We start from the raw sequence: 17,234 nt of genomic DNA on the forward strand, positions 1-17,234 counted from the left end.
CGTCACGGATTCTTGCCCTTGAAATCCATGCTAGGCTTCCCATGGAACGGGAAAATTTCATCCCGGAAAGGACTTCTCGATGGCAATTGCTGAGGCTTCAGCCCTCGTCGCCGGCACCTGGCGGCCCCTGCGGCTCGGCACGCTGGTGGGCCTGCGCTGGCTCGCGGTGGTCGGCCAGACCATCGGCGTCCTGTTCGTCTATTTCGGTCTCGGCTACCCGCTGCCGCTCACCGAATGCCTGATGCTGGTCGCGCTGAGCGTGCTGCTCAATCTCTATCTCGTCTTCCAGCTCGGCGAGGGCTATCGCCCGACGCCCACCGCTGCGACCGTGCACCTAGGCTGGGACCTGTGCCAGCTCTCGGCGTTGCTGGCGCTGACCGGCGGGCTGCAGAACCCGTTCTCGCTGCTGCTCATCGCCCCGGTTTCGGTGTCGGCGACGACGCTGCCGCAGCGCGCCACGACCATCCTCGCCGGCCTCGCCATCAGCCTCGCCTCGCTGCTCGCCATCTATCACTACGACCTGCCCTGGGATCCCGATAGCCGCATCGTCTTCGACCGCATCTATGTCATCGGCATCTGGGTTTCGATTCTGTGCGGTACCATCTTCATTGCCGCCTACACCAACCGGGTGGCGCACGAAGCGCGCCAGCTCGCCGATGCGCTGGCCGCCACCGAACTGGCGCTCTCCCGCCATGAGCAGCTGAGCGCGCTCGATGGTCTCGCGGCTGCCGCCGCGCACGAACTCGGCACGCCGCTCTCGACCATTGCGCTGGTGGCGCGGGAAATGCGCGATGAGCTGCCGGCCGGCGACGTGCGCGACGATGCCGAACTGATCATGTCGCAGGCCAAGCGCTGCCGCGAAATCCTCGGCAAGCTGAGGAGCCTGCGCGAAACCCCGGGCGATCCGTTCGCCGCGGTTACGCTCAGCGATCTGCTGGCGGAGGTGGTGAAGCCGCTGGAGGGTGGCGGCAAGGTGATTTCCATCCGCACCGGCAAGGTGGCCGATCCCGATCCGGTGGTGCGGCGCAGCGCGGCCCTGCTTTATGGGCTGGGCAACCTGATCGACAACGCCGCCCAGTTCGCGCGCCGTGCCGTATTGATCGAGGTGAGCTGGGACAAGGCCTCGCTCATCGTCACCATCACCGACGATGGACCGGGCTTTCCGACCGAGCTGATCGCCCGGCTCGGCGAGCCCTATCTGACGACGCGCCCGCGCGATTCCGACAGCTCCGAGCCCGGCGGGCTGGGGCTCGGCATCTTCATTTCCAAGACGTTGCTGGAGCGTACCGGCGCCCGCATCAGCTTCGAGAACGAAGCCTCGGACGGTCACGCGCGCGTCAGGCTGGTGTGGCCGCGTCAGGCTCTTGAGGCGGCCTGATCCGCGGGTCAGGCCCCGCGGATGACGACCGTGAGATTTGCGAGTGTAACCTAGTGCAGCGTGACGATGCCGAACGACTTGTCGGCGAGCCAGTCGGCCACCGCGTCCTCGCTGTCACCCACCATCAGCGGCTGGCCATCGGCCGACACCACGATGTGGAACTCGGAATCCTCGTCGAATTCGGCGCCGGGCAGGATGGGGCCCATATCCGTGCCCCTGACATGCTTGACGTAGACCACCGCGTTGCCGCCGAGCGCCATGAACTGGTCCGCGGTCAGGTTCCGCAAGGGATTGTCGGCGTTATGTTCTCTGTTCTCTTGCATTCTTGTTCCCCTTCCTAGGCAGAACGGATCTCGATCCGGCGTGCAGTCTTTTCGACCTTTGGACGAACAACCGAAATGAACAGCAGTCCGTTCCTCAACATCGCGTCTTTCACCACCATGCCGTCAGCGAGCAGGAAGTTGCGCTGGAACTGGCGAGCAGCAATGCCGCGGTGCAGGTAGTCGCGTTCGGTCTCGTCCTTCTGCCGGCCCCGCACGAGCAGCTGATTGTCTTCCACGCTCACCTCGAGGTCGGTCGGCGCAAAGCCGGCCACCGCGATGGAGATGAGGAAGCTCTCGTCTCCCGCCTGATCGAGCGAACGCTCGATATTGTAGGGCGGGTAGCCGTCAGCTGCCTTGCTGAGCCGGTCGACTCGTTCCTCGAAGGCATCGAAGCCTAAAAGAAACGGTGCCGAAAACACCGAGACTCGCGACATCCTATCGTCCTTGTTCCAAGCAACGGTTAGCGGAACGGCCCGAGTTTCAGTGGCACCGTTCCATGCCCGTGATATGGGTCTGGCGCGGCCGGCGATCAAGGCCGCTTCGGGGGCAGGAGGCCGGTTTGGCGGCGGGCACGGTGGCGGTGGTTATCCCCGCCTACAAGGCGACGGATCTGATCGGGGAGGCGGTGCGCAGCGTCCTTGCCCAGACTGTCGAGGACTGGGAGATCTGGGTCATCGCCGACGATGGCGACGACTACGAGGAGTTGCTGGGCCGGGCGGGGCTGGCCGACGGCCGCTTCCGGTTCCTCAGCTCCGGCCGTGTCGGCGCCGGCGCCTCGCGTGCCCGCAACCTGGCGCTCGACCGAATTACCGCGCCCTACGTGGCCATCCTCGATGCCGATGACCGCATGAAGCCCGACAAGCTGGCGCTGGCGCTGAAGGCGCTCGATGATCACCCGATCGTGTCCTCGGCGCTCGACGTGATGAACGCCCGCTACGAGCACCTGCGCTTCGTCGGCAACGGTCCCGACCGCATCCTCACGCCCGGCCGCTACAAGTTCGTCTCGCTGTCGATGGATTCGATGATCGTGTGGGACCGTCGCCGCTGCGATGCGCGCTACGATCTCAACCTGACCAACATGACCGACCTCGAGCTCCTGATGCAGCTCTGGCGCACCGCCGGCACCACCTTCCACCTCGGCCAGCCGCAGCACGACTACGTCAAGCTCGACAAATCGATGAGCAACGGGCTGGGCGTCACCGAGAAGATGATCGCCTCGAAGAAAACCCTGCTCGAACGGTTGGAGCAGGGCAAATATCGCTTCGCCTCCAACGAGGCGGCGGACGGCCTGATCGCCTTCCTCGGCCTGTCCCTCGCCGCCGAAGCCGCCTACCCGCTGGCTCTCGAGGAGCAGCCGGGCCTGCTTTTCGAGGATCACCTCGAGCCGATGCTGCGGAAATACGAAGTGGGGCTCAAGCGGGCGTGACGACGCCGGTCACCGGCCTCTCCAATCCTCCCCTGTGCAGCGGGGGAGGGGGGCGAAGCTGGTGGAGGGGGCGACCACACCTGCGATGTCATGCCGGCGCAGGCCGGCATCCATCCTGAGATGCTTCAGCTGGTATTGCAGGTGCAGAGACCTCAGGATGGACCCCGGCCTGCGCCGGGGTGACACCGAGTATTTGGTAGCCTCAACGCTCCCCACCCACAGGGTCATCCCCGCGAAAGCGGGGATCTCCGTTTCCCCATCCTCAGGCCTTGGCGATCACCGACTCGCTCAGCGGCGCCGGCCGCTCCACCGGCCTCGTGATCTTCACCGGCTGGCCCGACTTGGCCGCTGTCTCGAAGGCTTCCATCACCTCGAGCACGTGCAGCGCCAGATCGCCCGAGGCGCGATGCGGCCGGCCCTCGATGATGGCGTGCGCCATGTCGGCAACGCCGAGCGAGCGATAATTGCCGTCGGCATAGGGCAGATCGACCGTGACCTCGGTCCATTCCTTGTCGGTCGCCGGGCGGGTCTTCACCTCGCCGCCGAACCGGTTGGGATCGGGCACGATCAGGCTGAGATTGCGGCCATAGAGTTCGAACGGCAGGTGCTGGTGGCCCGGCACGTCAAAGCTCATCGTTATCTGGATGATGGCGCCGGACTTGAACTTCAACAGGCCCGCCACATGCGTGAACACCTTCACCGGCATGGTCTGGCCCTTCTTGGGCTCGGAGTAGATCGGCCGCTCGGTCTGCGGCGTCGCCGCCATCGCCTGCACGCTCTCCACCGGGCCGAGGAGGTTCACGAGATCGGTGATGTAGTATGGCCCCATATCCAGCATCGGGCCGCCGCCGATATCGTAGTAAAAGGCCGGATCGGGGTGCCAGCGCTCATGGCCCGGCCCGCCCATGAAGGCGGTGCCGCCCACGATGTCGCCGACCGCGCCGGAATCGACCAGCGCGCGCGCCTGCTGGTGCCCGCCGCCGAGGAACGTGTCCGGCGCCGAGCCGACCCGCACGCCCTTTGCCTTGGCGGCGTCGATCAGCGTCTTGCCCTCGGCATAGGTGATGCCGAGGGGCTTTTCGCCATAGACGTGCTTGCCGGCCGCGATCGCGCGCAGGCCGACCTCGACATGCGCGCGCGGAATGGTGAGGTTGAGGATGATCTCGACGCGCGGGTCGGCCAGCAGCGCATCGACGCTCACCGCGGTGAGGCCGAACTCGGCGGCCTTCTTCTCGGCCACCTCGGGCCGCATGTCGGCGATGGCGATGATCTCCAGCACGGCAAAATCCTGCATCGCCTTGAGATACTGGCTCGAGATATTGCCGCAGCCGATAATGCCGATGCCAACGCGGCGCGAAACGCCCATTTCAGTCTCCATCCCTGTGTGCTTGAGCGTCGCCGCTTGCCGGGCGCGCCGTGAGAGGCGTGCACCATCGCGCCAAACGGCGACGATTTCCAGTAGACTGAGGTACGTAACGCAGGGTTTCTCTCAGGGCGTCCGGCTGATATGAGCGCGGCCATGCTCAACCCCGTCCCCGAGAGTTTCGACTACCGGCCGCCCACCGATCCGTGGCTGACCGTGGTGCATGCCGACGACGACATCGTCGTGCTCGACAAGCCCTCGGGCCTCCTTTCGGTGGCCGGCAAGGATCCGGCGCTGGCCGATTGCCTCGAGGCCCGGGTGAAGCAGCGCTGGCCGACCGCCGCCATGGCGCACCGCCTCGACAAGGACACCTCGGGTATTCTCGTCATGTGCCTCAACAAGAAGGCGCTCGGCCATGTCGGCCAGGAATTCGAGCAGCGGCGGGCCAGGAAATCCTACGTGGCGCGCGTCTGGGGCGATGTTACCGGCGATTCCGGCCGCATCGAGCTGCCGCTCGCTACCGACTGGGAGAACAAGCCGCGCCAGCGGGTCGACTGGGAGCGCGGCCGCATGAGCATCACCGAATGGCGGGTCGAAACCCGCGAGGGCGGCATCACCCGCGTGCGCCTCAATCCGCTCACCGGCCGCACCCACCAGTTGCGCGTCCACATGCTGGAACTGGGCTACCCCATCCTCGGCGACCCCTTCTATGCGACAGGGGAAGCACTCGCGGCGGCTGACCGGTTGCAGCTTCATGCCGAGGAGCTTGCCTTCAACCACCCGCGGGGCCATTGGGTCGATTTTCGCGTGGCGGCTCCATTCTGAGGGCTGCAAGGCCTGCAGTGCCTGGGATTTGCCGTCATGAAATGGTCATGGAGCGGTCCAATTCCCGTCTGAAACGGGCCATCTGGCCTTTCTAGCGTCCGAGTCGGGCGCGGGAGTTCTGCCGCGCCGTCCGACCATCGGATCCCGGAGAACACGCATGACCGAGACCACGGACAGGCAGGATGCCGTCCCGGCCCACATCGAAGCCCTCACCTCCATCGTTGAGCATGAAGCCGCTGCTGCCGTGGCGACCGATGCGACTGACGGCAGCGCCGCCGCCGCCCAGCCCGAAGCGGTGGTGGCGACCGCCGTGCTGGTCGCCGAAGAGGAGCTCGTAGCGCTGCCACCGGCCCAGCCGGAAGCCGATGCGCCTCCCGAGGTCGAGGCCTACCGCGCCGACGAAGCCCCGCTCCTCGACAGTGAGCTCGAGGAAGGTATCGCCAACATCTTTGCCACCCTCCATTCCGCCACCGAGGGCGAAGTCGAAGACACCGAGGCCGATATCGATCCCGACGCCGACGATGAAATTGCTGCCGCCGACACGAGCACCTTCCGCCTGCTCGGCGAGCTCGACCGCCTCTGGCACCGCGCCGCCTGACGGGTGCTGAAACGGGTCGAGCGGCCCGGCTTGCGCTCGCCCCGCCAATCGCCTATTGCCTTATCCCGCTGCACCCGTAGCTCAGCTGGATAGAGCGCTGCCCTCCGAAGGCAGAGGTCACAGATTCGAATTCTGTCGGGTGCGCCAGGATTTTCCGGGCCTCTGCGCGAGCCGCAGGGGCCCGATCGCTTTCCGCGGTACAGCTTTGGTACAGCTTCACGGCTTCCCCCCTTTCGTCATGCGGGCGATCTCGTCGCAGGCGGAGGTCTGGCCTTTGCGGTTCGATCCTTGCTAAGGCATCCTTCTCGAACTTCAGACTGACCCGAAAGAACCAGCACGGCCGTGGCCGCGACAGGCTTTCATTCTTGCGACCAAGGTGGCGAAGATGAAGAGGCCGTTTGTTTCTTTGCGTCCGGAAATCACGCGGACACACGCATTGCTCCTGATGGAGTGGCTCGAGGATGAACGCGTCACCCGCTACCTCAGCGATTCACGCAGTGTGTCTCGGTTCATCGCCCAGGCCATAGACCGGGCTCAGATGCCGATCCTGACGCATCTGTTCAATCAGGGCGGCCGCTTCTTCATGGCCCACGATCGAGATGACACGCCGGTCGGCTTCGTTCGTCTGGTCAAGACCGGCCCTGACTGTGAGATTGTCCTGGTCATCGGGGACCATGACAACTGGGGTCGCAGGATCGGCTCGAGCGCCATCCGCGAAGGTTTGAAGCTCGCGTTCCTCGAAATGCGGGCACAGACCGTGATCGCGAAAATCCACCCTGACAACACGCGCTCGCTGAACGCCTTCGAGCGCTGCGGTTTCGTTGCCGGGAGCGAGACCTCGACGCTCAGGTCGCTATCCATGACCGCTGGCCGGTATCGCCGGCTTCTGCGTGAAGGCGCCATGACAGCGGCTACGGACATCTACATCACCGAAATGGACCAGTCCCGGCTTCAGGAATTGATCGTGTTCGAACCAGGGCCCGCGCGCGTCGAACTTGAATACGAGATCGAACGCGCCATCGTCGTTGCTCCCGAGCGCATCGCACAGGATGTCGTGACGATGAACTCCAGGGTCGTGCTGCATCTGGACGACGAAGAAACGGAAGTGTCCCTCGTATATCCGCAGGATGCCGACGAACGCTCCGGAAAGCTGTCGGTGCTGTCCGACGTGGGCGCCGCGATCCTGGGCTATCGGAAAGGCGACGCCATCGACTGGGTCGTTTCAAACCGCACCCGACGCATCCTGATCGACAGGTTGCTCTACCAACCGGAATCCGCCGGGGATTTTCACCTCTAGCACCTCGAAAAACCCTGCCCTGTGCCGCGGGCCCCTTCCGGCCTACCGGGGAACGTTCGGATTGTCTTCGGACCGGTCGCGGTAGAGCGCCGCCCGCGCCAGCAGCATCAGCGTCACCGGCGTCGAGATCAGGATGAAGATCATGATCAGCACTTCATGCAGCACCGGCCGGCCCGAGCCGAGGCTCGCGTGGAGCGACGAGCCGAGCAGGATCAGCGCCGCGCCGAGGCTGCTGCCCAGGGTCGGCGCGTGGATGCGCTGGTAGAAGCTGCCCCAGCGCACGAGGCCGACGGTGCCCACGAAGGTGACGAACGCGCCGGCGAGCACGATGAGGGCGATCGTCAGTTGCAGCCATTCCGGCATCGGGTTCATTCGATCACCTCACCGCGCATGAGGAACTTGGCGAGCGCCACCGTCGACACGAAGCTGAGCGCGCCCAGAACCAGCGCAACCTCGAAATAGAGGGTCGTTCCGGAGCGGATGCCGAAGGTGACGAGCAGCAGCGTGGCAGTGAGATAGACACTGTCAAGCGAGAGCACCCGGTCCTGAGCCCGCGGGCCCCGCACTACGCGCCAGCCGCCGGCCAGCATGGCGAGCCCGAGAAGGAATTGTGCCGCAAAGTAAATCCAGTCGATCATGGAAGCCATCAGTGCAGGATCTCCACCAGTCGTCGCTCATAAGTCTGCTTGAACTCTGCCGCCCATGCGTCCGGATCGTCGGTGTCGAGGACATGGATGGTGACGATGCGGCGCGCCGAGTCGTGCTGCACCCAGGCACTGCCGGGCGTCGCCGTGACGATGGCCGCAAGGATCGCGAGGCCGTTCTCGTCGGTGAGCTCGAGCGGAATGTTCACGAAGGCCGAGCGCGGCGTGCCGCCCCCGAGAATGAGCCTCAGCACCGCGATGTTTGACGTCACCACATCCCGTGCCACTGCCCCGATCAGGGCAGCGATGGTCGTCACGTTGCTGACCCGCGACTTGGGCGGCCAGACCGCCGAGGCCATCCAGCACGCGCATGTCGCAACGATCATCCCGAGGAGGATTTGTCCGATTGCGAGGCTGCCGTTGAGCAGCAGCCACATGGCCAGCAGGCCAAACCAGACCAGAGGACGGCCGCGGGTCATCGGCCCCCTCCCGCGGCCTGATCGGCGAGCACCGCTTCGACATATCCGCCTTGAGCGTAGAGCGTGTCCGCCGCCGTGCCCATGAAGCTCATGACCGGTTGCGCGTACACCGTCATGACGAGGGCGAGGGCGAGAAACAGCATGATCGGCGCAATCTCGACGCCGTGGACGGCCGGGATCACGCGCTCCAGCGAGACCCAGAAGGTGTTGATCCCGATGCGCATGAGGGCAACGGTCGCGGCGAGGCCCGAAACGATCAGGACGGCAATGGTGATCCAGACGCCCGCCGGCACTGGCCCCCCCTGGGCGCCGCCGAGGTCGAGCATCGCGTCGATCATCAGGACCTTCCCGATGAAGCCGGAGAGCGGCGGCATGCCCGCCACCAGGATGGCGCAGCAGAGGAAGGCGATTCCAAGCGCAGCGAAGGTTCCGGGCGTCGCGGCGTTGGCTTCCGGCGCTTGTTCGGCCTCCTCATCGTCGCCATAGGCTTCGAGCGTGACGGCGAGCACGTCGTCACCCGGGGTGCGGCCGCGCTCCACCAGCTCGACGAGCAGGAAGAGGCAGGCGAGCCCCAGCGTCGAGCTGACGAGGTAGTAGAGCGCCCCCGCCGTGATTCCCGCATCCTCGTAACCCACTATCGCCAGCAGCGTGCCCGACGAAACCATCACGCTGAAGCATGCGATCCGCACGACGCCCTGCGAGGCGAGGACGCCGATGGCGCCGAAAAGCATCGTCGCGATCCCGCCATATTGCAGCACCGCCGCAGCCAGTTGCCCCGCTGCGCCCGACCCTTCGCCGAACAGCAGCGAGGTGAGCCGCAGGATGACATAGACGCCCAGCTTGCTGAGAACGGCGAACATCGCGGCGACAGGTGGCGCGGCCGCGGCATAGGTGGTCGGCAGCCACATGCCGAGCGGCCAGATCCCCGCCTTCACCAGGAACGCGACGCCGAGAATGGCGGTGCCGGCGTGCAGCAGCGTCTGGTCGTCCGGCGACAGCAGCGGCGCGCGCACGGCAAGGTCCGCCATGTTGAGCGTTCCGGCCACTCCATAGATAGCCGCGGCCCCGATCAGGAACAGCGACGAGCTCGCGAGGTTGACCGCCACGTAATGCAGGCTCGCCTTGACGCGCGACTTGCCCGAGCCGTGCAGCGCCAGCCCGTAGGAAGCAGCGAGCAGCACTTCGAAGAACACGAACAGGTTGAACAGGTCACCAGTCAGGAAGGCGCCGTTCAGCCCCATGAGCAACAGCTGGAACAGGCTGTTGAAATGCTGTCCCGCCTGGTGCCAGCGTGCCGCCGAGAAGATGACGGCGCCCAGCGCCAGCACCGAGGTGAGCGCGACCATCAGCGCCGAGAGTGGATCGAGCACCAGCACGATGCCGTAGGGCATTGGCCAGTTGCCGAGCTGGTAGGTGGTGATCCGTGCAGCACCGCTTTGCACTTCGGCCAGCAGCAGCAGGGTCACGGCGACCAGCGCCAGCGTCGCGACGATGTTGATCGCAAGCTTCGCCGTGTGATGCCGGTCCTCGATCAGCACCAATGCAGCGCCCGCAAAGAGCGGCAGGAGGATCGGAAGAATGACGAGATGGTCCATTACCGCTCCTGTCCGTCGACATGATCGGTGCCGGTCAGCCCGCGCGCTGCGAGGAGAACGACGAGGAACAGGGCGGTCATGGCAAAGCCGATCACGATCGCCGTCAGGACCAGCGATTGCGGTAGCGGATCGGCGTAGGTGGCGACGTCGCGGGCGCCATCGAGCACCGGCGCGGCGTTGCTGCGCAACCGCCCCATCGCGAAGATGAACAGGTTGACCGCATAGGACAGCAGCGACAGCCCGATGATGACCTGGAACGTGCGTGGTCGCAGGATGAGCCACACCCCCGATGCGGCCAACACGCCGATGCTGATGGCAATGATGGCTTCCATCAGCGCTCTCCCACGGGTTTTACCACCGGCTTGGCGTTGCGGATGGATTGGTGAGCCAGCGCCACGAGGATCAGCACCGTGGCGCCGACCACGAGCACGAAGACGCCGAGGTCGAAAGCCAGCGCGCTGGCCATGGGAACACGGCCGAGCAACGGTAGTTCGAGATACTGAAAGCTGGAGGTGAGGAAGGGCCGGCCGAACAGCCATGCGCCGGCGCCGGTGAGAAGCGCGATCAGCAGTCCGGCGCCGATCCACAGGGTCGGCCTGATGCGCAGCCGGTCCTCCACCCACCTTGTGCCGCCCGCCAGATACTGGAGCAGGAAACCGGTCGACAGCGTGATGCCGGCGATGAACCCGCCCCCCGGTGCATCGTGCCCGCGCAGGAACAGGTAGATCGAGAGGACGACGATCACCGGGAACAGCCAGCGCATCGCCACCGCGGGCACGCGCAGGAAGTCCGAGGCGATGCTGCCAACCACATCGGCGGGCGCGGCAGCCTCGTATTCGCTCTGTAGCCTCTGTTGCTCCGGGCGCTCGATGCTGTCGGCGGCAGGACGGAAGCGGCGAAGCAGTGCGAAGGTCGTCAGGGCCACGATGCCGAGCACCGTAATTTCCCCCAGCGTGTCGAAGCCGCGGAAATCCACGAGGATTACGTTGACCACGTTGCGGCCGCCGCCGAGCTCATAGGCGTTCTCGAGGAAGTACCTGGCGACGCTGTCGGGGGCGTCGCGGGTCAGGATGGTGTAGGACAGGAAGGCCATGCCCAGACCCGCGAGGCAGGCCATGGCGAGGTCGCGGGCCCGCCGGAAGCGGGCGCCGCGGGTGGCCACAACGTCGATCCGCGCCTCCTCGAGCCGCTTCGGCAGCCAGCGCAGGCCGAGCAGGATGAGGATGGTCGTCACCACCTCGACCAGAACCTGGGTCAATGCGAGGTCGGGGGCAGAGAACCAGACGAAGGTGATGCTGGTCGCAAGGCCGGCCCCTCCCATCAGGATGAGAGCCATGAGGCGGTGATACTTCGCCTGGAACGCGGCGCCGACGGCGCAAATGTTCCCGATCAGCCAGACCAGCACGAGGACGGGATCGGCGGGGCCGAGCGATGAGCCGGAAGCAACCGGATGTGCGAGCAGCGGGATCGCGCCGGCGATGAGGGCAGCTCCCACCAGCAGCGCCAGCTGCGGCTGCAGGCGGCGCGTGCCGAGCAGACGCTCGAGGGCCGGCGCCCACTTGACCGAGAGCAGCAGCATGATGCGCTCGAAGATGCGCGGCCCCACCAGGTGCCGGATGATCGGCGGTCCATCGGCGCGCGCCAGCCGACGGTGAATGAGAACATAGAGCACGATGCCGCCGACCAGCGCCAGCAAGCTCATGGCCAGCGGAATGTTGAAGCCGTGCCATACTGCGAGGCTGTAGTAGGGCGTGCTCTCGCCGAGCACCGATCGCACCGCGGTTTCGAGGTAGGGGCCGACGGTCAGCCCCGGAAAGATGCCGACCACAAGACAGACGAGCACCAGAATCTCGATGGGCCGGCGCATGAGTGCGGGTGGCTCGTGCGGCACGCGCTCGAGCTCCGTCGGCGGGCCGAAGAACACGTCGTGGATGAAGCGCACCGAGTAGGTCACCGCGAGCAGGCTGGCGATCACCGCGCCCAGCGGCAGCGACACATCCACGAACGGGTTCGCGTTCTTGATGGCCGTTTCGGCGAAGAACATTTCCTTGGACAGGAAGCCGTTAAGCAGCGGCACGCCGGCCATCGCCGCCGCGGCCACCATCGCCAGAGTTCCCGTGAACGGCATGTAGCGGAACAGGCCGCTGAGCTTGCGGAACTCGCGCGTGCCGGTTTCGTGGTCGATGATCCCGGCGGCCATGAACAGCGACGCCTTGAACGTCGCATGGTTGGCGACATGGAAGATCGCCGCGACCAGAGCAAGCGGCGAGCTCATGCCGATCAGGGTCACGATCAGCCCCAGGTGGCTGATCGTCGAGTAGGCGAGGAGCCCCTTGAGATCGCTCTGGAACACGGCCGAATAGGCGCCGATCAGCAACGTGGCGAGGCCCGTATAGGTCACGATCCAGACCCACGGGGCGGTGCCCGACATGACCGGCGAGAGCAGCAGCAGCACGTAGACCCCGGCCTTCACCATAGTCGCCGAATGGAGATAGGCCGACACCGGTGTCGGGGCGGCCATCGCGCGCGGGAGCCAGAACTGGAACGGAAACTGTGCGCTCTTGGTGAAGGCGCCGATCAGCACCAGGAGCAGGGCCGTGAGATAGAGCGGGTGTTCGCGGATCGTCTCGCCCGAAGCCAGCACGGTGTCGATGTCGTAGCTGCCGACGATATGTCCGATCACGAGAACGCCAAGGAACAGAGCCAGCCCCCCGGTCCCGGTGATCACCAGGGCCATGCGCGCACCATCGCGCGCGCTTGCCGAACCGTGCCAATAGCCGATCAGCAGGAAGGAGAAGATGCTGGTGAGCTCCCAGAACAGCACCATCTGTATGAGGTTGCCGGACATGACGATGCCCAGCATCGAGCCCATGAATCCCAGGAACAGCGCGAAGAACCGGGCCACCGGTTCGTCCGGCTGCATGTAGTAGCGGGCATAGAGCACGACGAGGAAGCCGATGCCCGTGATCATGACTGCGAACATCCATGACAGCCCGTTGAGGCGCAGCACGATGTCGAGGCCTAGGTCGGGCAGCCAGGCGATCTCATACCTCACCGCCCCGCCGGCGGCGATGCCGGGATACATCACCAGCACGATCGCCAGGCCGACCAGCGCAACCAGCCCTGCCAGCACTGCCGCTCCGTTCCGGGCCTGCTGCCGCGGAATGAAGGGCGCGGCAAGCATCCCCAGCAGGGGCAGTACGCTCAAGGTGGTCAGCAATAAGCCGTCTGGCATCAATCCATCCCGTTGTCCCGCCTAGCGATAACATCCCGAGGCAACAACGGGGTAGGGCAAGTTCCGGTGCGCGGCAATCTGCCCGTGTGTCTGGATTGTGGACATTGCTCGAAGCTATCGGCGCACTGTTTCGCACGAGCTCAACGGTGCGCTGCTCCGCGCCGGCTCCGCGGGCCTCAACCCTCGTACACCACCACCATCAGCGCTTTCGCTGCCGTCTGGTCGTGGTTGGCGATCTCGTGCTCCACGTCGGCGCGGTAGCGGGCGGTTTCGCCACTTTGCAGGGTTTGGTGACCGAGTGTGGTCCTGACGGAGAGACCGGCAGTCTGCGCCGTCAGGTGCTCATAGGTGCCGGCGGCATGGGGAGCGCTGGTCAGCCTGCCGCCCGGCGCAATCTCCACCTCGTACCACTCCATCCGCCCCGCCATCGCCGGCGGGCTGAGGATGCGCAGCCGCCACTGGCCGTCCGGGCTCTTGATCTCGGGCGTATGCGCCACTGTCACGACGTCCACCGGGTTGGCCTGCCGATGCGCGACGCCCCCGTTGATCAGGTCGCTGAGGTCGATCTTCAGCGCCTGCGTCAGGCCCCACAGCACTGCGAAGGTCGGGTTCGATTCGCCGCGTTCGATCTGGCTCAGCATCGAGCGCGACACGCCCGACAGTGCCGCCAGCCGCTCGAGTGTCAGATGCCGCGCCTTGCGCTCGCGCTGGATGATCGGGCCGATATCTGGTGCGTCCGCCAATGCGGTCTCCATGCTGCCGCCACGCCTCGTTCCTAGCGTGACGTCGGCGCAGAGGCAATTCCGTCATCACTTGACAACAAGTCCGTTATAACGGAATTTCCTCCATGTCGGAGGAATTGCCATGCAGACTGCCTTTCTGGATCACATCCGTACCACCCTGACCGAGATTGAAGCCGCGGGCCTGTACAAGCGCGAGCGCGAGATCACCGGGCCGCAGGGCGGTCGCGTCACCGTCGGCGGCCGGCAGATGGTCAACCTCTGCGCCAACAACTATCTCGGCCTCGCCGACCATCCAGAAATCGTTCAGGCATCGTTGGAAGCCGTTCAGCAATACGGCTTCGGCATGGCCTCCGTGCGATTCATTTGTGGCACCCTCGACCTCCACCGCGAGCTCGAGCGCGCCGTGGCGCGCTACCTCGGCAAGGACGATTCCATCCTCTTCGCCGCCTGCTTCGACGCCAATGGCGGCCTGTTCGAGACGCTGCTCGGCCCCGAGGACGCCATCATCTCCGACGCGCTGAACCACGCCTCGATCATCGATGGGGTTCGGCTCAGCAAGGCCAAGCGCTACCGCTACGCCACCAGTAACATGGATGAGCTGGAAACCCAGCTGAAACAAGCGGTTAGCGACGGTGTTCGCTTCAAGCTGATCGTTACCGACGGCGTGTTCTCGATGGACGGCTACGTCGCCAAACTCCCCGAGATCCGGGCGCTGGCCGACAAGTACGACGCCATCATCGCCGTCGATGATTGCCACGCTACCGGCCATCTCGGGCCCAAGGGCAAGGGCACCGGCGCCCTCACCGGCGCCGAAGTCGACATCGTCACCGGCACCTTCGGCAAGACCCTCGGCGGCGCCATGGGCGGCTTCATCACTGGCCCCCAGCCGGTCATCGACCTCCTGCGCCAGCGCGCCCGGCCCTACCTGTTCTCCAACGCGCTCGCCCCTTCGGTCACCGCCGGTTCGCTCAAGGCGATCGAGATCGCCGAAGCCGCTGAGGACCGGCGCGACAAGCTGATGCGGCACACGCGGCGCTTCCGCGATGGCCTGACCAGGGCCGGCTTCGAGCTGCTGCCCGGCGAAACCCCGATCATCCCGGTGATGCTGGGCGAGGCGACACGCGCACAGGACTTCGCCAAGGCGCTCGACAAGCGCGGTGTCTATGTCGCTGGCTTCTTCTTTCCTGTCGTGCCGCAGGGCAAGGCCCGCATCCGCACCCAGATGTCGGCGGCGCTCGACGATGCCGACATCGACTTCGCCATCGGCGCCTTCGAGGACGCCGGGCGTGAATTGGGGATCATCGGAGCGTGAGCGGGAAAAGTTGCAGACTTTTCCGGTTCGCGAACGCGACAACTAAAGGACGCTGACTATGAGAGCGCTCGTCAAAGCCAAGGCCGAACCCGGCATCTGGATGGAGGACCGTCCGGTGCCCGAGATCGGGCCCGAAGACGTGCTGGTGAAGGTGCACAAGACCGGCATCTGCGGCACCGATATCCACATCTACAAGTGGGATGAGTGGGCGGCCAAGACCGTGCCCGTGCCGATGATTACCGGCCACGAATATTCCGGCGAGATCGTCGCACTCGGTGACGAAGTTCGTAACCTGCAGATCGGCCAGCGCGTCTCGGGCGAGGGCCATGTCGTCGGCATGAAGAGCCGCGCCAGCCGTGCTGGAAAGTTCCATCTCGACCCTGATACGAAAGGCATCGGCGTCAACCTGCCCGGCGCTTTTGCCGAGTATGTGAAGATCCCGGCCTTCAACATCATCCCGCTGCCCGATGCGATCGATGACGAGATGGGCGCCATCCTCGATCCGCTCGGCAATGCCGTGCACACCGCCCTTGCCTTCGACATCGTCGGCGAGGATGTGCTGGTGACCGGCGCCGGCCCGATCGGCATCATGGGCGCGGCCGTCGCTCGCCATGTCGGCGCGCGCCATGTGGTCATCACCGACATGAATCCCGAGCGATTGAAACTCGCGGCCGAGGTGGCCGATGTCGTGCCGGTCAACATCGCCGAGCAGGACCTGCGCGAAGTGATGGGCAAGCTCGGCATGAAGGAAGGCTTCGACGTCGGGCTCGAAATGTCGGGCGCCCCGGCGGCGCTCGACCAGATGATCGACCACATGGTGATGGGCGGCCGGATCGCGCTGCTCGGCGTGCCGGCGCGGCCCTTCATCTTCGACCTCGGCAAGATCGTGTTCCGCATGATCACGCTGCGCGGGATCTACGGCCGCGAGATGTTCGAGACCTGGCACAAGATGCTGGCCATGCTCGAGTCCGGCCTCGACGTGCGCAAGGTCATCACCCGTCGCATGAAGGCCGACGACTATGCCGAGGCCTTCAAGCTGGCCGCCGAGGGCGAGAAAGGCAAGATCGTCCTCGAGTGGTGAGCCGCCGACACTAGATCGGCAGCAGCGCGGTGAGCGTGCTGACGCTCCACAGCACGCGGCGCGGGATGTACGAGATGTCCGCCTGCGTGATTGGTTTGCCGTCCTCGGGTAGCCGCACGGCCGCGATCACCACCCATGGATCATCGGGGCAGGGCGGGCACGGCGGCACCGGAATAGCGCGACGCTTCGGCAACCGCGCCGCGGCCGCCTCGCTGGCGGGGAACATCGTGGCGGCGGCGTAAGCCACCGCTGCAGCCGGCGGGGCCTCAGCGGCCTCGACCACTCCGCCCGCCGCCGCGCCGATCAGCAGGCCGCCACCGGTGTCGCCGGAGCGCCACTCGTGCACCAGTTCGCGCCAGTGCTGGTCGTGCTCGTAGGCATCGATGTGCGACTGCGGCAGCTCCCAGAGTGCCTTGACCTCGAAGCTCTCGCGGATGCGGGAATGCTCGCATCCATTGCTGCCGCAGCCACAGCCGCAACCGGCCGGATGCACATGTACCGGCCGTGACAGGCATTCGGCATAGCGGACGGCGAGGAAGATGACGCTCAAGCCGCGCTCGCCCGGCATCTGGCCGCGCGGCGGACAGGGCCAGGGCTCGCAGGTCGGCTCGGGTACCTGCGCGCCGAGCGCGACGTCGAAGGTGACGGCATCGTGAAGGTGCACGTCGTCGCCCTGCGGAGTCACCAGATAGCCGGGGCAGATGGTCACCTGCGTGATCGGATCGGACTTGCCCGGCGGGGTCACGTCGAGCCCGCAGACGACGCCCCAGCCGTGCAGGTGCCGGTTGTGCCGCCGCATCTTGTCGACGAAATAGTCCTGCTCGGCCCGCATGTCCTCGGCCTTGATCAGCTGGCGCGGGAAGTAGCGCACGCGCTCCAGTGTCCCGGCGCAGCTCGTGCAATTGCAGTCGCTCATGGTCGTTCTCCTGTTCCGG

General features: G+C 65.7%; 18 protein-coding genes and 1 tRNA gene. 8 read left to right on the top strand and 11 right to left on the bottom strand.

What is annotated here, in order from left to right; genetic code table 11:
• Nucleotides 1–79 precede the first annotated feature (79 nt).
• Nucleotides 80–1,378 carry an ActS/PrrB/RegB family redox-sensitive histidine kinase gene (locus AC3A6I_RS01270; RefSeq protein WP_487541194.1) on the top strand — a complete coding sequence of 433 codons (1,299 nt, stop codon included), beginning with the start codon at nt 80–82 and terminating at the stop codon, nt 1,376–1,378.
• A gap of 50 nt (nt 1,379–1,428) precedes the next feature.
• Here the strand turns inward: AC3A6I_RS01270 and AC3A6I_RS01275 are convergent, their stop codons facing one another.
• The gene (locus AC3A6I_RS01275) at nt 1,429–1,701 is read right to left on the bottom strand and encodes a DUF1150 family protein (protein ID WP_487541195.1); all 273 of its coding nucleotides are present in this window, start codon (nt 1,699–1,701) and stop codon (nt 1,429–1,431) included.
• Nucleotides 1,702–1,715: 14 nt separating this feature from the next.
• Nucleotides 1,716–2,135 (bottom strand): Hsp20 family protein, encoded by a 420-nt coding sequence (locus AC3A6I_RS01280; RefSeq protein ID WP_487541196.1) that lies wholly within the window; start codon nt 2,133–2,135, stop codon nt 1,716–1,718.
• Nucleotides 2,136–2,260: 125 nt separating this feature from the next.
• On the opposite strand from AC3A6I_RS01280, the gene AC3A6I_RS01285 reads away from it, so the two are divergent.
• Entirely contained in the window at nt 2,261–3,127 is an 867-nt protein-coding gene (locus AC3A6I_RS01285; RefSeq protein ID WP_487541197.1) for a glycosyltransferase family 2 protein, read from the top strand.
• A 262-nt stretch (nt 3,128–3,389) separates the two neighbouring features.
• Here the strand turns inward: AC3A6I_RS01285 and AC3A6I_RS01290 are convergent, their stop codons facing one another.
• Entirely contained in the window at nt 3,390–4,493 is a 1,104-nt protein-coding gene (locus AC3A6I_RS01290; protein ID WP_487541198.1) for a Gfo/Idh/MocA family protein, read from the bottom strand.
• Nucleotides 4,494–4,634: 141 nt separating this feature from the next.
• On the opposite strand from AC3A6I_RS01290, the gene AC3A6I_RS01295 reads away from it, so the two are divergent.
• From AC3A6I_RS01295 to AC3A6I_RS01310, 4 genes are all read left to right on the top strand, one after another.
• Nucleotides 4,635–5,315, top strand: a complete 681-nt coding sequence (locus AC3A6I_RS01295; protein ID WP_487541199.1) for a pseudouridine synthase — start codon at nt 4,635–4,637, stop codon at nt 5,313–5,315.
• Nucleotides 5,316–5,472: 157 nt separating this feature from the next.
• Nucleotides 5,473–5,913 (top strand): hypothetical protein, encoded by a 441-nt coding sequence (locus AC3A6I_RS01300; RefSeq protein ID WP_487541200.1) that lies wholly within the window; start codon nt 5,473–5,475, stop codon nt 5,911–5,913.
• Between the two features lie 70 nt (nt 5,914–5,983).
• Nucleotides 5,984–6,060 (top strand) — tRNA-Arg (locus tag AC3A6I_RS01305).
• Nucleotides 6,061–6,298: 238 nt separating this feature from the next.
• The gene (locus tag AC3A6I_RS01310; protein WP_487541201.1) at nt 6,299–7,210 is read left to right on the top strand and encodes a bifunctional GNAT family N-acetyltransferase/nucleoside diphosphate kinase regulator; all 912 of its coding nucleotides are present in this window, start codon (nt 6,299–6,301) and stop codon (nt 7,208–7,210) included.
• Nucleotides 7,211–7,252: 42 nt separating this feature from the next.
• On the opposite strand, the gene mnhG is transcribed toward AC3A6I_RS01310, so the two are convergent.
• The 7 genes from mnhG to AC3A6I_RS01345 all read right to left on the bottom strand — a co-directional run bounded on the left by mnhG (nt 7,253) and on the right by AC3A6I_RS01345 (nt 13,906).
• Nucleotides 7,253–7,582, bottom strand: coding sequence for a monovalent cation/H(+) antiporter subunit G (mnhG, locus tag AC3A6I_RS01315; protein ID WP_487541202.1), 330 nt, complete (start codon nt 7,580–7,582; stop codon nt 7,253–7,255).
• Entirely contained in the window at nt 7,579–7,857 is a 279-nt protein-coding gene (locus tag AC3A6I_RS01320) for a K+/H+ antiporter subunit F (protein WP_487541203.1), read from the bottom strand. Before AC3A6I_RS01320 ends, mnhG begins: the two co-directional genes overlap by 4 nt.
• Nucleotides 7,857–8,333, bottom strand: a complete 477-nt coding sequence (locus AC3A6I_RS01325; RefSeq protein WP_487541204.1) for a Na+/H+ antiporter subunit E — start codon at nt 8,331–8,333, stop codon at nt 7,857–7,859. Before AC3A6I_RS01325 ends, AC3A6I_RS01320 begins: the two co-directional genes overlap by 1 nt.
• Nucleotides 8,330–9,928: a monovalent cation/H+ antiporter subunit D gene (locus AC3A6I_RS01330; protein ID WP_487541205.1), complete on the bottom strand. Its 1,599-nt coding sequence runs from the start codon at nt 9,926–9,928 to the stop codon at nt 8,330–8,332. The genes AC3A6I_RS01325 and AC3A6I_RS01330 overlap by 4 nt, the downstream gene beginning before the upstream one ends.
• The gene (locus tag AC3A6I_RS01335; RefSeq protein WP_487541206.1) at nt 9,928–10,260 is read right to left on the bottom strand and encodes a Na+/H+ antiporter subunit C; all 333 of its coding nucleotides are present in this window, start codon (nt 10,258–10,260) and stop codon (nt 9,928–9,930) included. Before AC3A6I_RS01335 ends, AC3A6I_RS01330 begins: the two co-directional genes overlap by 1 nt.
• A complete protein-coding gene (locus AC3A6I_RS01340; protein ID WP_487541207.1) occupies nt 10,260–13,166 on the bottom strand; it encodes a monovalent cation/H+ antiporter subunit A in 2,907 nt (968 codons plus the stop codon). Before AC3A6I_RS01340 ends, AC3A6I_RS01335 begins: the two co-directional genes overlap by 1 nt.
• Before the next feature lie 173 nt (nt 13,167–13,339).
• The gene (locus AC3A6I_RS01345; protein ID WP_487541208.1) at nt 13,340–13,906 is read right to left on the bottom strand and encodes a helix-turn-helix domain-containing protein; all 567 of its coding nucleotides are present in this window, start codon (nt 13,904–13,906) and stop codon (nt 13,340–13,342) included.
• Between the two features lie 121 nt (nt 13,907–14,027).
• On the opposite strand from AC3A6I_RS01345, the gene AC3A6I_RS01350 reads away from it, so the two are divergent.
• Nucleotides 14,028–15,218, top strand: a complete 1,191-nt coding sequence (locus AC3A6I_RS01350) for a glycine C-acetyltransferase (protein ID WP_487541209.1) — start codon at nt 14,028–14,030, stop codon at nt 15,216–15,218.
• Between the two features lie 58 nt (nt 15,219–15,276).
• Nucleotides 15,277–16,299, top strand: coding sequence for an L-threonine 3-dehydrogenase (gene tdh / locus AC3A6I_RS01355; protein WP_487541211.1), 1,023 nt, complete (start codon nt 15,277–15,279; stop codon nt 16,297–16,299).
• Nucleotides 16,300–16,309: 10 nt separating this feature from the next.
• Here the strand turns inward: tdh and AC3A6I_RS01360 are convergent, their stop codons facing one another.
• Nucleotides 16,310–17,215 (bottom strand): hypothetical protein, encoded by a 906-nt coding sequence (locus AC3A6I_RS01360; RefSeq protein WP_487541213.1) that lies wholly within the window; start codon nt 17,213–17,215, stop codon nt 16,310–16,312.
• Nucleotides 17,216–17,234 lie beyond the last annotated feature (19 nt).

Source organism: Devosia sp. Soil_C_22 (assembly GCF_057657195.1).

Coding starts and splice junctions, on each gene's coding strand:
- AC3A6I_RS01270 (WP_487541194.1), top strand. CDS start 80: ATGGCAATTGCTGAGGCTTCAGCCCTCGTCGCCGGCACCTGGCGGCCC.
- AC3A6I_RS01275 (WP_487541195.1), bottom strand. CDS start 1,701: ATGCAAGAGAACAGAGAACATAACGCCGACAATCCCTTGCGGAACCTG.
- AC3A6I_RS01280 (WP_487541196.1), bottom strand. CDS start 2,135: ATGTCGCGAGTCTCGGTGTTTTCGGCACCGTTTCTTTTAGGCTTCGAT.
- AC3A6I_RS01290 (WP_487541198.1), bottom strand. CDS start 4,493: ATGGGCGTTTCGCGCCGCGTTGGCATCGGCATTATCGGCTGCGGCAAT.
- AC3A6I_RS01295 (WP_487541199.1), top strand. CDS start 4,635: ATGAGCGCGGCCATGCTCAACCCCGTCCCCGAGAGTTTCGACTACCGG.
- AC3A6I_RS01300 (WP_487541200.1), top strand. CDS start 5,473: ATGACCGAGACCACGGACAGGCAGGATGCCGTCCCGGCCCACATCGAA.
- AC3A6I_RS01310 (WP_487541201.1), top strand. CDS start 6,299: ATGAAGAGGCCGTTTGTTTCTTTGCGTCCGGAAATCACGCGGACACAC.
- mnhG (WP_487541202.1), bottom strand. CDS start 7,582: ATGAACCCGATGCCGGAATGGCTGCAACTGACGATCGCCCTCATCGTG.
- AC3A6I_RS01320 (WP_487541203.1), bottom strand. CDS start 7,857: ATGGCTTCCATGATCGACTGGATTTACTTTGCGGCACAATTCCTTCTC.
- AC3A6I_RS01325 (WP_487541204.1), bottom strand. CDS start 8,333: ATGACCCGCGGCCGTCCTCTGGTCTGGTTTGGCCTGCTGGCCATGTGG.
- AC3A6I_RS01330 (WP_487541205.1), bottom strand. CDS start 9,928: ATGGACCATCTCGTCATTCTTCCGATCCTCCTGCCGCTCTTTGCGGGC.
- AC3A6I_RS01335 (WP_487541206.1), bottom strand. CDS start 10,260: ATGGAAGCCATCATTGCCATCAGCATCGGCGTGTTGGCCGCATCGGGG.
- AC3A6I_RS01350 (WP_487541209.1), top strand. CDS start 14,028: ATGCAGACTGCCTTTCTGGATCACATCCGTACCACCCTGACCGAGATT.
- tdh (WP_487541211.1), top strand. CDS start 15,277: ATGAGAGCGCTCGTCAAAGCCAAGGCCGAACCCGGCATCTGGATGGAG.
- AC3A6I_RS01360 (WP_487541213.1), bottom strand. CDS start 17,215: ATGAGCGACTGCAATTGCACGAGCTGCGCCGGGACACTGGAGCGCGTG.